This is a genomic window from Bacteroidales bacterium, from assembly GCA_021157585.1.
Classification (GTDB): Bacteria; Bacteroidota; Bacteroidia; order Bacteroidales; family UBA12170; genus UBA12170.
The window spans coordinates 1-14,578 of sequence record JAGGWH010000174.1; the positions used below are offsets into that span (position 1 = coordinate 1).

Below are 14,578 nucleotides of genomic sequence, written 5' to 3' on the forward strand. Positions count from 1 at the left end.
TGAATTGCTTTCGATTTGTATCTTTGAAATATTGAACACAGTATCTACTGCCGTTTTTAATACTCGCCGCGAGTTGTGAATTGCTTTCGATTTGTATCTTTGAAATATTGAACACAGTATAGCTGTATTTAATATTCTGTTTAGCAATTAATTAAGTCGATATTTTGAATTAAAAAAGCTGTGTTAAATCAGGGTTTCGCTTAAAGTGAGACCCTGATTTTTTATTAAAACAACTCTAATTGTTGGGGTGTATCGGGTTTTTCGCTCTCTTTTTTTCCATAAAACAACTCAATCATTCCAAATTGCTTATCGGTAATATTTAAAATCCCCACATGCCCATTGGGTGGCAAAAAAGATTTTACACGTTTGATATGTACCTGAGCATTTTCCCTACTCGGACAATGACGTAAATAAATAGAAAACTGAAACATCGTAAAACCATCGCCAAGTAAGCGTTTCCTAAACAAACCGGCTTGCTTACGGTCTTTCTTGGTTTCCGTTGGTAAATCAAAAAAAACTAAAACCCACATAATACGGTATTGGTTTAAACTGCTTAAATTATCCAAGTTCAGGGTATTTTATTTTTCGTATTCCTCCTTCGTAACTGGCGGCTAAACTCGCTGTGGTTTGCTGTAAACCAACCATCAACGGACTTTTTTGCCCATCGATATAAATATCTATTACAGGAATCTGCAATAATTCTTTCTTTAATTCCGGTGTTAATTCACTTATCGAATCGTATTTAAGCATAATTTCCAAGACAAGCCGATCGACATAAGGTCGATATGGCTCCATAATATCGTCGGCCAAAGCATAGGCATTGTATCTATTATGATGATGAATACCCAATGTTGGCAAAAGACCGGAAGCCACCAAACTACGCGCTACTACGGCTCTTAAAATAGCATATCCATAATTTAAAAGATTATTGGGTTCTGCTTCAAACCTCCCTCGCACAAAACCTTCTTGATAATCGTTAAAAAGATTTTTCCAATAATAAGCCGCTGCCCTACCCTCGTAATTTTTCGGATCGCCGGAAGCAACCTGAGTTTCCCAATACCGCATATTTTCCGTATCGAAACCATGAATATCCAACAAAGCCAACTGGTTTCTGATCTTTGCTTTAATAGTTTGTTGCCATAGGTTTTTCTTAAGCGGCTGACTCGCATTAATTTGATAACGAAACCTTTCTTGCTGCAAAGTATTGCCTTCCAAATTCAACATTAAACCCTGTGGATGATGTCTCTCGTCGCAGGTAATTAAAGCTACATTATTATGCAGTAATTTCGAAATTAAGGTTTGAGAAATCGTTAATCGGAATGCATCTAAAATGACTACTCCAATATCTTCAATTGGAATTCGAACGTCTTCCTTCTGTCTATCGGCAAAAGAAATTACCAATTGTTTATTAGTAGTATGCAGATAGGCATCGTTACCAAAATATAGGGTTCTTTTTATCATCTCAATAAGTTCGCTGCAACCAACGCATTAAAAATACATCATACACACAAAAACTCGATCCATCTTTAGAGGCAGATTCTAAAATCATTTCCTTCTCAAGCAGGGCATCAAGTATTCGTTTAATGGTAGAGGCAGCTCCTAAATCGTATTTTCTAGAAAATTCCTGAGTATAAATTTGCGAAACACTTTCCTCTTTTGCCAAAGCCACCATAAAATTCCATTGCTTAGAAGTTATCAGTTTGCGATACTGAAAATAAACCGGCTCGTTTTCATTCAATAGCTGTAAACATTCCTTTTTTACAATATCTACATCTATCTTTCTGTAGTTATATAATCGATTACAAATACTTTGCGTATAAAAAGTATAGCCCTTTGTCCAATCCATAAGGTAATCGATACTCTCTGTAGATATATTCCGTTTCCCTTTCTCAAAATTCTGACGTATGAATAATTTATACTTATCAGCTTGAATGGACTCCAAATTGATAAACTGCGTGCTGGCATAAAATGGTCTTTTAGCGCTCAAAAACATTTCCATCAAGGTATGCTTTTGGCTCCCACTAAAAATAAAATTAACATGCTTAAGCTGTTGAATACACGTTCTTAAAAGTGCTTCAATATTTTTTTCAGGATAATTTGCAATTTGCTGAAATTCATCAATAGCCACCACAACAGGTTTTGATTGCAAATCGATAAACTGCAATAACTTTTGCAATGTAAATTCCTGATCACTTACCGATTGAAAATTGAATTGCACCTGTGGAGCACCCGTAATTTCATCGAAAGAAAAAAGAGGGCGGAAGCTTCTCAGTAATTTCATAAACTTCTTCCCTACGGAAGACTTTATGCTAAATTTTTCAAGAATAGCTTCGGCCAATAACATAATAAAATCAGACAAGTTTCGACTTGAATAAATATCGACATAAACAAAATCCATACTCTTTTCCTCTTCTAAATGTTCAAAAAAACGATATATCAAACCTGTTTTTCCCAATCTTCGAGGCGATATTAGTGTGGTATCTATGCCATTCTTGGCATTCCTAAACAATAGGTCAAGTTCTTCTTCCCTGTTGCAAAAATAACTCTTTGAAATATATTTCTTTACTAGAAAGGGATTTATGTCTTTTTTCATGGTTCAAAATTTTTATATACCCAAAGATAAAACAAAATTTTACGTTTCGCAAATTGCGTAATGCATAAAGCGAAATAAAACTTAGAAATAGGAGCGTTAATTTAAATTATTAATCCTCCCCATTCTTTGTGCTACGCTCTAAACTACCTACCTCCAATTAGCTTAGGTTTATTTTCATCTTAAATCCAAGTTAATTCTCATATTATATCAATTTCCCCTTCCTCAAACCAGCATAATCCCTAGCCGCAGAAAATTCTTAGCAACTGCTTTTGGTAGTTGCTTTTTTCCTTCCCACCAAATAAAATCCAACGCAATTTTTACAGCGAATTGAGTATAATCCTGCCGTTTTTTAAATAAAACATAAAGCTACAAATAATTTTATTTATACACCTTAAAAAATTTGTATCTTTAAAAAAAATAGGAGGAACTATGAGTAACCAAAACTTAGATTGCGTTTATGTTGGAACAACACTTAATGCCAATTATTTAAAAAGTGCTTTACACGAAAATAATATTGAATGTATTGTACGTGATCTTCTTCAAGAAAGCTCAATGGCAGGCTTTGCCGCAGCAAGCACCAATAATGCAGCAAAAGTATTTGTTGCAGAACAAGACCTTGAACGTGCTGAGGAGATTGTTTTTAATCTTTTTAAAGAAAGCAAATAAGCGTATTCCGATTTGTAAATTCTACTTCTACACTTTAGCAAGTAATTGCTAACCAGAGCCTTATTTAAAATTTTCAAGAATACCAAAATCTTAAATAGAAAATTATTTTCTTTTCAAGCCCTTACATTTTTTTTGAAGCCTGAAAAATTATCCGTATTCTTACACTTATTTTTTGACTAAATTGACCAATATACTGTGAAAAAATCAAACCTAAAACTCTGGGAAGCTTTCTTACCTGTAATAATCTTAATCGGAATGCTAGCCTTTAACGTTTACGTTTACGGAGGCGATGCCTTAGAAGGTAGTAATCAATTTATTTTACTGTTGGGAGGAGCTGTTGCTGCTATTGTAGGTTTCTTTCACAAAATACCCTATAAAAAAATGATTGGTGCAGTAGCCGAAAATCTAAAATCGACAAGTGGCGCAATTTTAATCTTGCTTATGGTTGGTTCATTAGCAGGAACTTGGTTAATTAGCGGTATAATTCCTGCAATGATTTATTACGGCTTACAGATTCTAAATCCGACTGTATTTTTACCTGCTACGGTTCTTATTAGCTCGTTTATTTCTATTGCTACAGGAAGTTCTTGGACAACCTCTGCCACTATCGGTATCGCTTTTATGGGAATTGGCGGTGCTCTGGGCTTTCCTCTTCCAATGGTGGCAGGAGCTGTTCTTTCCGGAGCTTATTTTGGTGATAAATTATCGCCTATGTCAGACACTACCAACTTAGCCCCTGCTATGGCCGGAACCGATTTATTTACCCACATCAGATATATGATGATTACAACAATACCAACCTATATTATTACCTTAATAGTTTTTATAATTTTAGGATTAAATATGAATATCGCAGGAGAAACAAATGTTAGCGATATATCTCTTGCTATTAAAGAAACTTTTCAAATAAATGCTTGGCTATTTCTTGTTCCTGGAATGGTTATTTTATTAATTATTTTTAAAACAGAACCTCTAATTGCTTTATTGGCAGGAACTATTGCCGGTGCAATCTTTGCATTGATTTTTCAAATTCCTCTACTACACGAAATAAGCGGAACAGAAACTCTTACTTTTCAAAGTATTTACCGCGTTATAATGGATTCTATCACCATTAAAACAACCATAGAAACAACTAATCCTATTCTTCAAAATCTGTTTGTAGCTAAAGGAATGGCAGGAATGTTACCCACTATATGGTTAATAATTTGTGCTATGGTTTTTGGTGGTATTATGGAAGCTATAGGTGCTTTATCAAGAATTAGCGATGCCCTATTAAAAATGGCAAACTCAATATTCGGATTATTTGCCAGTACAGTTGCAAGTTGTTTAACTTTAAACTTAACCGCCTCTGACCAATATCTAGCTATTGTTGTTCCGGGTAGAATGTTCGCCGAAGCCTACAAAGAAAAAGGTTTAGCTCCAGAAAATTTAAGTCGTACATTAGAAGACTCCGGAACTGTAACTTCTGTTTTAGTTCCTTGGAATACCTGCGGAGCATACCAATCAGGAGTTTTAGGTGTTGACACTTTAAGTTATATACCCTATGCCGTATTTAATTATTTAAGTCCTTTTACAACTTTATTAGTTGCTGCTTTTCGTATAAAAATAAGAATGATAAAAAACAAAAAAGCTGATACATTGAGTTAATAAATAATTAGAAAATAATATCTATTATTATATGTTGCGCTCCGCGCGAAATCAAAGCTTTCACATTAAATTTTTCTTTGTAATTTGCAATTTTTACAAGACTTATTACAAAACATATGCTCAACTTTAGAATAAACGGACAAACAATTCAATATCAAGGAAATCAAGACAAAAGTCTACTTACATATTTACGCGAAGACTTACAAATTACTTCGGCAAAAGATGGCTGTTCAGGTCAAGGTAGCTGTGGTGCTTGTATGGTAAACATTAACGGAAAAGCTAAATTGGCTTGTCTTACTAAGCTCTCAAAACTTCAAAATGCCGAGGTTAAAACACTGGAAGGGCTTGAAACAAAACGCTCAGAAACTATCGCCGGTGCTTTCGTGGAAAAAGGAGCCGTTCAATGCGGATTTTGTACGCCGGGCATTATTATGTCGACCAATGTTCTGTTAAACAATAATTCTAATCCTTCAAAACAAGAAATAGAAAAGGCGTTAAAACCACATCTTTGTCGCTGTACCGGTTATGTAAAGATAATTGAAGGAATAGAATACGCTAGCAGCCTGTTAAATCAAGACATTCCATCTCATCTCGATTTTAAACAAAAAGGAATTGGAGAATCTCTACCAAAGTATAAAGGTTTAGAAACGGCTTTAGGAAAACGTCATTTTGTGAACGATATGCATATCGAAGGCATGCTTCATGCAGCACTTCGCTACAGTGACCATCCCAAAGCAAAAGTAATTTCTATAAATAAATATGATGCGGAAAAACTTCCCGGGGTTATTCAAGTTTTTACAGCTAAAGATGTTCCCGGAACATTAACTACGGGCTTAATCACTCAAGACTGGCCACTAATGATTCCTTGCGGAGATACTACAAATTATATTGGTGATGTCATTGCAGGAGTTGTAGCCGAAACAGAAGAAATTGCCCGTGAAGCTGCTGCTTTAATTCAAGTTGACTACGAAGTTCTAGAACCGGTTACTGATATGCATTTGGCTTTAAAACCTGATGCTGTAAGAGTTCATAGCGACAAAGAAAATCTACTTGCAAAAACCCGAATCAAAATAGGCGATAAATTTGAAGCAATAAAAAATGAAGCTGACTTTGTTGTTAGCGGAAAATTTGAAACCCAACGTATAGAACACGCCTTTTTAGAAACAGAGACAGCTATTGCTAGTCCTACAGAGAATGGAATTCATATTTTCTCGGGCGGTCAAGGGGTTTATGTTGAAAGAAAATTAATTGCTACTATTTTAGATTTAGCAGAAGAGCAAGTGGAAATAACACTTGTTCCATCAGGTGGTGGTTTTGGAGGAAAAGAAGATTTAACGGTGCAAGGTCACGTAGCCTTATTTGCTCACCTTCTTCAAAAAGCTGTTAAACTTCATCTTTCTCGCGAGGATTCATTACGTATGCATCCCAAGCGTCATCCTGTATATATGGATATGCAGCTAACAGCCAACAAAGATGGAATGTTAAGTGGGATTAAGCTTTATGCTGTTGGCGACACCGGAGCTTACGCTTCCGTAGGCGATAAAGTTTTAGAACGCGTAGCCGGTCATGCCACGGGAGGTTATTACGTTCCTAATGTAGATATTGAAGCTCTTACCGTTTACACTAACAATATTCCTTGCGGTGCTATGCGCGGCTTTGGTGCTAATCAAGTTGCTTTTGCCTTAGAGAGTCTGGTTGATGAGATTTGCGAAAAAGGAAACTTCGACCGATGGAAATTCCGCTACGATAATGCATTAACCGAAGGTTTAAGTACATCTACAGGTCAAGTGCTTGAAAAAGGTGTTGGTATTCGCGCTTCTTTAGAAGCCGTGAAAAATGATTTCTATTCCAATAAATTTACAGGTTTAGCTTGTGCAATAAAAAATTCCGGTGTTGGAAATGGTATGATAGACGAAAGTAAAACTATCATCCGCATCGAATCAGAAAACAAAATAATCATCCATCACGGCTGGACAGAAATGGGACAAGGAATCCATAATATGGCAATCCAATCGCTTTGCGAAGAGACTGGATTAAAAGCCGAAATAATGGATGTTGTTGTGGATACTTCCTTGGAAATTCCAACGGGAATGACAACCTCATCAAGAGCTACTGCCTTATTAGGAAATGCAATTATAGACGCAGCAAAAAAGATAAATAAAGACCTGAAGACAAAGACTTTAAAAGATTTGGTCGGAAATTCTTATTTCGGGGAATTTATTGTGGATTGGACTACCAAACCCGGTGATAAAACAAAAAAATCTATTACCCATTATTCTTATGGATATGCGGCTCAGTTAGTTGTTTTAAACGATGACGGTTCAATTAAGAAAGTTGTTGCAGCACATGATGCCGGAAAAATTATGAATCCAACTTTATTTGAAGGACAAATAGAAGGTGCTGTTGCAATGGGATTAGGATATGCTATTTCAGAAGATTTCCCAATGGAAAATGGCTTTCCAAAAAGCTTTAAGCTCAATAAAGTTGGAGTTCTGAAAGCACATCAACTCCCTGAAATTATAGTAAAAGGTGTTGAAGTTACCGATCCTGTCGGCCCTTATGGAGCAAAGGGTGTTGGAGAAATAGGCTTGGTTCCCACAGCTGCCGCCGTTGCTAATGCTTTTTATCAATTCGATAAGATTAGAAGGTATAAGCTGCCGCTTCAGAAAATATCAACATCAAAAAAATGATTACAGTAAATATTGAGCAATCTAAAAAAATTGGAGAAATCGTAAAAACGCTGAAATTTAGACCTTCGTTTTACGAACGCGATTTCATTCAAGTTGATTCTCCACTTAAAATGGCTATGCATTTCTATGCCGTTGGAATTTGTCATCAAACTTACCATCTTGCAAACCCCAAACTGAACCTCTATGGTTGGGATTTCTTAGAATACGGTTTCTTGGACATTTTGAAAAACGCTCCTTATCTATTTGATACTAAAGAACTAATAAAATTATCTCAGCAAGAGTTAATCGAAAAAATAAAACCTTTTTTTGCCGAAGATAATAAACCCGAAAAATGCACTTTAGACACACTCGAAGAACGTGCAGATTTATTGTTAGACATGGCCAAAGGATTGCAAAAACATTTCGACGGAAAAATAGAAAATCTTTTTCTTCACTCCGATTGGGAAAAAACACAAAATGCAGAAAGTCTATACAAATATTTGCGCTTATTCGAAGCCTATTCCGATCCTCTCCAGAAAAAATCGGGAGTATTCTTAAAATTAATTGCCGATGCTAACCTTATTAATTTTGATAAGCTCGTAAATGTAATCCCCATTATGGATTATCATATGCAACGCGTTTTATTACGAACAGGCTGTGTAGAAGTAAATAATGAAGATTTAAAAATAAAATTACAAAAGCATCAGCCAATTGCAGATGATGAGCCAATACGAAAAGCCTGTATTGAAGCCATGAACATTATCGCCCAAACATCTGCATATCATCCATTTAAGATGAATGATATTTTTTACACTTTAGGAAGGAGTTGTTGCAACGAAAATACTTTATGCCGGACGCATACTTGCGAAAAAACACCTTGCACATTAACCCGAGCTGTAGTCTTAGAATCACACGACCAATGTATTTTCCAAACAGTTTGCAAAGGAGCCACAGACGATAACTATCACAAATTTTGGCAACCAATAGTTAAAACTCACTTCTATTAGATTTATATTCCGTTCTTTTTCTCTATATTTGATTGATTAAAAAACGCAGAAATGAAAAAATTTAAGATTATTACCCTATCTATTCTTTTAGGTATAGTACTTATAGCAGCAGCAGCTTGGTTAGCATTAAAAGATACAGCTCCAAAATATTCCGGAGAAATACAATTATCTGCTTTGCAGGATGAAGTAAAAATAACCTATGATGAGTTTGGCGTTCCGTATATAGACGCACAGAATGCAAATGACGCCTATTTTGCTCTTGGTTATGTTCACGCTCAAGAACGACTTTTCCAAATGGAAATGATTCGCAGATTACCCTCCGGAAGACTTGCCGAAATTCTTGGTCCTGATTTAATCAGTGTAGATAAAAGCATGCTATCATTAGGAATTCGTACTATGGGAGAGCGTTCAGCCGCAAAATATTTTAGCAAAATTGATGCTCCATTTAAAGAAACGTCTATGGCATACTTAAATGGAATTAATAAATTTATCGACGACGATAATTTACCTATTGAATTTACATTAATGGGATTTAAACCAGAACATTTTGTACCGGCCGATATATATACTACTATTGGTTATATGTCGCTTACTTTTTCACTGGCCTTAAGTCAAGATCCTTTAGTTACTCAAATAAACGAGACATTAGGAAACCGCTATTTAATTGATTTAGGTATTGATTCTGCTTCTAACGCTCTAAACTTCCCAACAGAAAAAACGCAAGTTCTTTCAATGTTAAATACATCTTATCAAAATGTTTTCAATCAAATTCCATTACCTGTTTGGGAAGCATCTAATAATTGGGCTATAAGTGCAAAAAGATCTAAATCAGGAAAAGTTTTATTAGCTAACGATACTCATATTTCCTATTCTCAACCTTCAGTATGGTACGAAGCGGTTATTAATTACCCGGGCTTCAATATGGCCGGATATTATTTAGCCGGAGTTCCTTTTGCCGTGATGGGACATAACGATCGTATGGGCTGGGGATTAACAATTTTCCCTTTCGATAATATGGATTTGTATCGCGAAAAACAAAATCCCGAAAATAATGATCAATATTGGGTAAACGATCATTGGGAAAACTATAAATACATTTCACATACCATTGCTGTTAAAGATCAAGAAGATGTAATCTACAATTTGCGTACAACACGACATGGTCCAATTTTAAATGATGTATATCCCGATGTTGCAGTATTTGACAATAGTCCCATTAGTTTTTGGTGGGCAATAAATAATGTAGAATCAGAGGCTGTAGAAGCATTATATAAATTTAATACTGCAGAAAATATTGAAGAATTTGGACAGGCTATTGACAAAGTAGATGTGTTAGGATTAAATATTGTTTATGGCGATACCGATGACAATATTGCTTGGTGGGGAACCGGAAGAATTCCTAAGCGCGCTCCTCACGTAAACCCAAGTTTGATTTTAGACGGAGCCAGTGGAAAAGACGAAGTTTTAGGGTTTTACCCCATAGATAAAAATCCAAGGAGTATAAATCCCGAAAATGGTTTTGTACATACATCTAATAATGCTCCTCCTAAAGTGGACGGAATATTTTATCCCGGTTATTATTATCCCGGAATTCGTGCCGATCGTATAGAGGAACTTTTTGAATCAAAAGAGTTTTGGGATGTTGAAAGCATGAAAATTATTCAAAATGATAATTTTGGAATAAGAGATTATTTTATTGTTCAAGCTGTATTACTTCCTCTTTTAGATGTTACAGACAAGAGTGAAATTTATTCAAAAACTGTTGACGCTCTTAGAAATTGGGATGGAAAAACAGACATTAAATCAACAGGCGCAGTAATTTATAATCAGTTTCTCTATTTTGCTCTCGAAAATTTAGTAAAAGACGAAATGGGAGAAGAATTATTTCCAAAGTTTGCCAACTCCCTTTTATTAAAAAGTAATATCGATAGAATTTTCAATGATTCAACATCCATTTGGTGGGACAATATAAACACACCGGATATTGTTGAAGGAAGAGCTACACTTTTAAGCGATGCTTTTGATAAAACAGTTACAGCATTAAAAAAGCAATTTGGTCCCGAAATAAATACTTGGCAGTGGGGTAAAGTACATACTGTTACTCACGTTCACCCTATTGGGCGCAAAGCTCCTTTTGATAAAATTTTTAATGTTGGACCATTCCCTAAATCAGGAAGTAATGAAGTTGTAGATAAAGAAGCCTTCGATTATAATGCTGATGGTTTATATCCTGCAAGATCAGGACCGGCAATGCGCCTACTAATGGACTTTGCTAATACACAAGAAGCACTCTCTATTATTCCTACCGGAGAGTCGGGGAATTTTTTAAGCCCTCACTATGCCGACCAAGCAGAAATGTTTATTAATGGAGAATATAAAACGATATTTTTAAAATCGGAGGATATCAAGAAGAAAACTGTATTAACACTAAAACCCGAATAGGTATTATAGCTCCAGCACATCTGTAACAGTAACCAAAATAATTTAATCCATTGCCTTAAAAACGTACGGCATCGGTAAAGCAATGGGTAATTTTACTTGATGAAATCATTCACTTTTATTATGTTTGCATAACTTATTTTGCAAATCAAAAATTAGAATAAAACTTAAACAATGATTCCACAGCAAATATATCGACCCAAAAACAATATCCGTATAATTACTGCCGCCTCTTTATTTGATGGCCACGATGCTGCTATCAATGTGATGCGACGCATCATACAATTCAGTGGGGCCGAAGTTATCCATTTAGGTCATAACCGTTCTGTTCAGGAAATTGTTGATTGCGCCATACAAGAAGATGCTCAAGCTATAGCTATAACATCTTATCAAGGAGGACATATTGAATTTTTTAAATATATGTACGATCTCCTTCAGGAACAAGGATGTGGACACATCAAACTTTTTGGTGGCGGTGGTGGAGTTATCCTTCCAACTGAAATTGAAGAATTACACAACTACGGTATTGCAAGAATTTATTCTCCGGATGATGGACGAAAAATGGGATTGCAAGGAATGATAAATGATTTGCTAAAACAAGCCGACTTTCCAACAGGGAAAAATGTTAAGGTTGATATTCAAAAAATAGAAAAACAAGACAAACATCATATTGCTCAGCTTATTTCTGCAGCCGAAAACTACCCTGAAGAATTTAACACTCAATTTGCTGATATTCAAGCGAAATGCAAAAACATTAATATCCCTGTAATAGGAATAACAGGAACCGGAGGTTCAGGAAAATCATCTTTAGTTGATGAATTGGTAAGACGATATTTAGAAGATTTTGACGATAAAACCATCGCCATTATCTCCGTCGATCCTTCTAAACGCAAAACTGGAGGAGCACTTTTAGGCGACCGTATCCGAATGAACAGTATCAACAATTCCAGAGTTTATATGAGGTCGCTTGCTACCAGACAAGCAAATTTAGCTCTGTCTCGTTATGTACAAGATGCACTTTGCCTCATAAAAAATGCAAAATTCGATTTGATAATTCTCGAAACTTCAGGAATTGGACAGTCAGATACTGAAATTACAGAACATAGCGATATTAGTTTATACGTAATGACCCCCGACTATGGTGCAGCAACTCAATTAGAAAAAATTGATATGCTCGATTTTGCCAATTTTATCGCTTTAAATAAATTTGATAAAAGAGGTGCTTTAGATGCTTTACGCGATGTAAAAAAACAATATGCTCGTAATCACCAACTTTGGGATGCCAAAGAAGATGATTTGCCCATTTTCGGAACAGTAGCCTCTTCTTTCCACGACCCGGGTATTGTTAAGCTCTATAAAGCACTTATGTTAAAAGTAAATGAATTGATACCAGGGAAATTTGTATCTCATTTAGTAAGAGATAAAATTGTTCCTAAAAAGAATTTTATAATACCGCCAAACAGAACTCGTTACCTGTCAGAAATTTCAGAAACAATCAGAAACTATAATATCTGGACAGAAGAACAAGCCGATATTGCACAAAGACTCTACGGACTTAAAGTTGCTAAAACAGAGTTAGAAAATTCTAAAGCCGATAAAAATGCCATAGCTATATTACAAGATACATATAGTACTTTGGAATTAGATTTAGATGGACGCAATAAATTAATTATTGAAAATTGGAAAGCAAAAATAGAGCAATTTAATAATCCCGAATATATTTATAAAGTTAGAAATAAAGAAATCAAAATAGCAACGAAAGTTAAAACACTCTCCGGATTAAGTATGAATAAAATATCGCTTCCTAAATACCAAGCTTGGGGAGATATTTTAAAATGGAATTTACGCGAAAATGTTCCAGGCGAATTTCCTTATGCTGCCGGCGTTTTCCCTTTTAAAAGAGAAGGAGAAGATCCGACGCGTATGTTTGCCGGTGAAGGCGGTCCGGAACGTACCAATAAACGTTTCCATTATGTTTCCTACGGACTTCCGGCTAAAAGATTATCAACAGCTTTTGATTCGGTAACTCTCTATGGAGAAAATCCCGATCGACGCCCCGATATTTATGGTAAAATTGGTAATTCCGGTGTTTCTATTGCTTGTTTAGACGATGCAAAAAAACTTTATTCCGGTTTTGATTTGGCTAATCCTATGACTTCCGTTTCTATGACAATAAACGGACCGGCACCAATTATGGTAGGCTATTTTATGAATGCTGCTATCGATCAACAATGCGAAATTTACATTAAAAAAAACGGGCTTGAAAAAGAAGTTGAAGCTAAAATAGCTGCTATTTATAAAGCAAAAAAAACTAATCGCCCTGCTTATCAAGGAGAACTACCTGAAGGCAATAATGGATTAGGATTGATGCTGCTTGGCGTTACCGGCGATATGGTTTTACCAACTAAAGTTTACGAAAAAATCAAAGCCGAGACACTTTCAAAAGTCAGAGGCACAGTACAAGCCGATATTCTAAAAGAAGATCAAGCACAAAATACCTGCATCTATTCCACCGATTTTTCTTTAAAACTAATGGGCGATGTACAACAGTATTTTATCGATCATCAAATAAATAATTTTTATAGTGTTTCTATTTCCGGCTATCATATTGCAGAAGCCGGAGCAAATCCAATTACCCAATTGGCTTTAACCTTAGCTAATGGCTTTACCTATGTTGAGTATTACGTATCAAGAGGCATGGATATCAATAAGTTTGCTCCCAATCTCTCTTTCTTTTTCAGCAATGGAATAGATCCCGAATATTCGGTTATTGGTCGTGTGGCAAGGATTATTTGGGCCAAAGCGATGAAACTAAAGTTCAAAGCCAACGAACGTTCACAAAAATTAAAATATCATATTCAAACTTCAGGACGTTCTCTTCATGCTCAAGAAATTGATTTTAATGATATCCGAACAACTCTTCAAGCACTTTATGCCATTTACGATAATTGTAACTCCCTGCATACTAATGCTTACGACGAAGCAATTACAACACCAACAGAAGAATCTGTTCGTCGTGCAATGGCTATTCAACTAATTATCAATCACGAATTAGGCCTAGCAAAAAATCAAAATCCACTACAAGGTTCTTTTATCATTGAAGAATTAACCGATTTAGTTGAAGAAGCAGTAATGGCAGAGTTTGATAGAATTACCGAAAGAGGTGGCGTTTTAGGAGCCATGGAAACCATGTATCAACGTTCTAAAATTCAAGAAGAGAGTCTTTATTACGAAAAGTTAAAACATAGTGGAGAACTCCCAATTATGGGTGTAAATACATTCCTGAATTCAAAAGGATCTCCAACATTAATTCCTCAGGAAGTTATTCGTGCCACTACAAAAGAGAAAGAATATCAAATTGAAATGTTAGAACATTTACAATTAACTTTTAAAGACGAAGCAAAAAATTTAATTCAAGAATTAAAAGAAACAGCCCGTCAGAATGCTAATATTTTCGACACTCTAATGGAAACAACTAAAAAGTGTTCCATCGGACAAATTACTGGAGCTCTTTTTGAAATTGGCGGACAGTATCGGAGAAATATGTAATTCCCAAC

9 protein-coding genes are annotated in these 14,578 nt (G+C 35.5%); 6 read left to right on the forward strand and 3 right to left on the reverse strand.

The window, feature by feature from the left end; translation table 11 throughout:
* Positions 1-224: 224 nt before the first annotated feature.
* From cas2 to J7K39_12155, 3 genes are read right to left on the reverse strand one after another with little or no spacing between them, the layout of a single operon-like run.
* Positions 225-530 carry a CRISPR-associated endonuclease Cas2 gene (gene cas2 / locus J7K39_12145; GenBank protein MCD6180645.1) on the reverse strand — a complete coding sequence of 102 codons (306 nt, stop codon included), beginning with the start codon at positions 528-530 and terminating at the stop codon, positions 225-227.
* Between the two features lie 28 nt (positions 531-558).
* Positions 559-1,461 (reverse strand): type II CRISPR-associated endonuclease Cas1, encoded by a 903-nt coding sequence (gene cas1 / locus J7K39_12150; GenBank protein ID MCD6180646.1) that lies wholly within the window; start codon positions 1,459-1,461, stop codon positions 559-561.
* A gap of 1 nt (position 1,462) precedes the next feature.
* Entirely contained in the window at positions 1,463-2,593 is a 1,131-nt protein-coding gene (locus J7K39_12155; protein MCD6180647.1) for an ATP-binding protein, read from the reverse strand.
* Between the two features lie 429 nt (positions 2,594-3,022).
* Here J7K39_12155 and J7K39_12160 point away from each other — a divergent pair, with 429 nt between their 5' ends.
* The 6 genes from J7K39_12160 (at position 3,023) to J7K39_12185 (ending at position 14,570) form a co-directional block, all read left to right on the forward strand.
* On the forward strand, positions 3,023-3,259 hold the full coding sequence (locus J7K39_12160) for a DUF2007 domain-containing protein (protein MCD6180648.1): 237 nt from the start codon (positions 3,023-3,025) through the stop codon (positions 3,257-3,259).
* Positions 3,260-3,514: 255 nt separating this feature from the next.
* A complete protein-coding gene (gene nhaC / locus J7K39_12165; GenBank protein ID MCD6180649.1) occupies positions 3,515-4,906 on the forward strand; it encodes a Na+/H+ antiporter NhaC in 1,392 nt (463 codons plus the stop codon).
* Positions 4,907-5,022: 116 nt separating this feature from the next.
* On the forward strand, positions 5,023-7,596 hold the full coding sequence (xdh, locus tag J7K39_12170) for a selenium-dependent xanthine dehydrogenase (protein ID MCD6180650.1): 2,574 nt from the start codon (positions 5,023-5,025) through the stop codon (positions 7,594-7,596).
* Positions 7,593-8,582, forward strand: coding sequence for a hypothetical protein (locus tag J7K39_12175; protein MCD6180651.1), 990 nt, complete (start codon positions 7,593-7,595; stop codon positions 8,580-8,582). The genes xdh and J7K39_12175 overlap by 4 nt, the downstream gene beginning before the upstream one ends.
* A 51-nt stretch (positions 8,583-8,633) precedes the next feature.
* Positions 8,634-11,024 carry a penicillin acylase family protein gene (locus J7K39_12180; protein MCD6180652.1) on the forward strand — a complete coding sequence of 797 codons (2,391 nt, stop codon included), beginning with the start codon at positions 8,634-8,636 and terminating at the stop codon, positions 11,022-11,024.
* Between the two features lie 171 nt (positions 11,025-11,195).
* Entirely contained in the window at positions 11,196-14,570 is a 3,375-nt protein-coding gene (locus tag J7K39_12185) for a methylmalonyl-CoA mutase family protein (GenBank protein MCD6180653.1), read from the forward strand.
* The last annotated feature ends 8 nt before the right edge of the window (positions 14,571-14,578 follow it).

Bases quoted from the DNA above. Each gene is read 5' to 3' on its own strand.
- cas2 (MCD6180645.1), bottom strand. From the start codon at position 530: ATGTGGGTTTTAGTTTTTTTTGATTTACCAACGGAAACCAAGAAAGAC.
- cas1 (MCD6180646.1), bottom strand. From the start codon at position 1,461: ATGATAAAAAGAACCCTATATTTTGGTAACGATGCCTATCTGCATACT.
- J7K39_12155 (MCD6180647.1), bottom strand. From the start codon at position 2,593: ATGAAAAAAGACATAAATCCCTTTCTAGTAAAGAAATATATTTCAAAG.
- J7K39_12160 (MCD6180648.1), top strand. From the start codon at position 3,023: ATGAGTAACCAAAACTTAGATTGCGTTTATGTTGGAACAACACTTAAT.
- nhaC (MCD6180649.1), top strand. From the start codon at position 3,515: ATGCTAGCCTTTAACGTTTACGTTTACGGAGGCGATGCCTTAGAAGGT.
- xdh (MCD6180650.1), top strand. From the start codon at position 5,023: ATGCTCAACTTTAGAATAAACGGACAAACAATTCAATATCAAGGAAAT.
- J7K39_12175 (MCD6180651.1), top strand. From the start codon at position 7,593: ATGATTACAGTAAATATTGAGCAATCTAAAAAAATTGGAGAAATCGTA.
- J7K39_12180 (MCD6180652.1), top strand. From the start codon at position 8,634: ATGAAAAAATTTAAGATTATTACCCTATCTATTCTTTTAGGTATAGTA.
- J7K39_12185 (MCD6180653.1), top strand. From the start codon at position 11,196: ATGATTCCACAGCAAATATATCGACCCAAAAACAATATCCGTATAATT.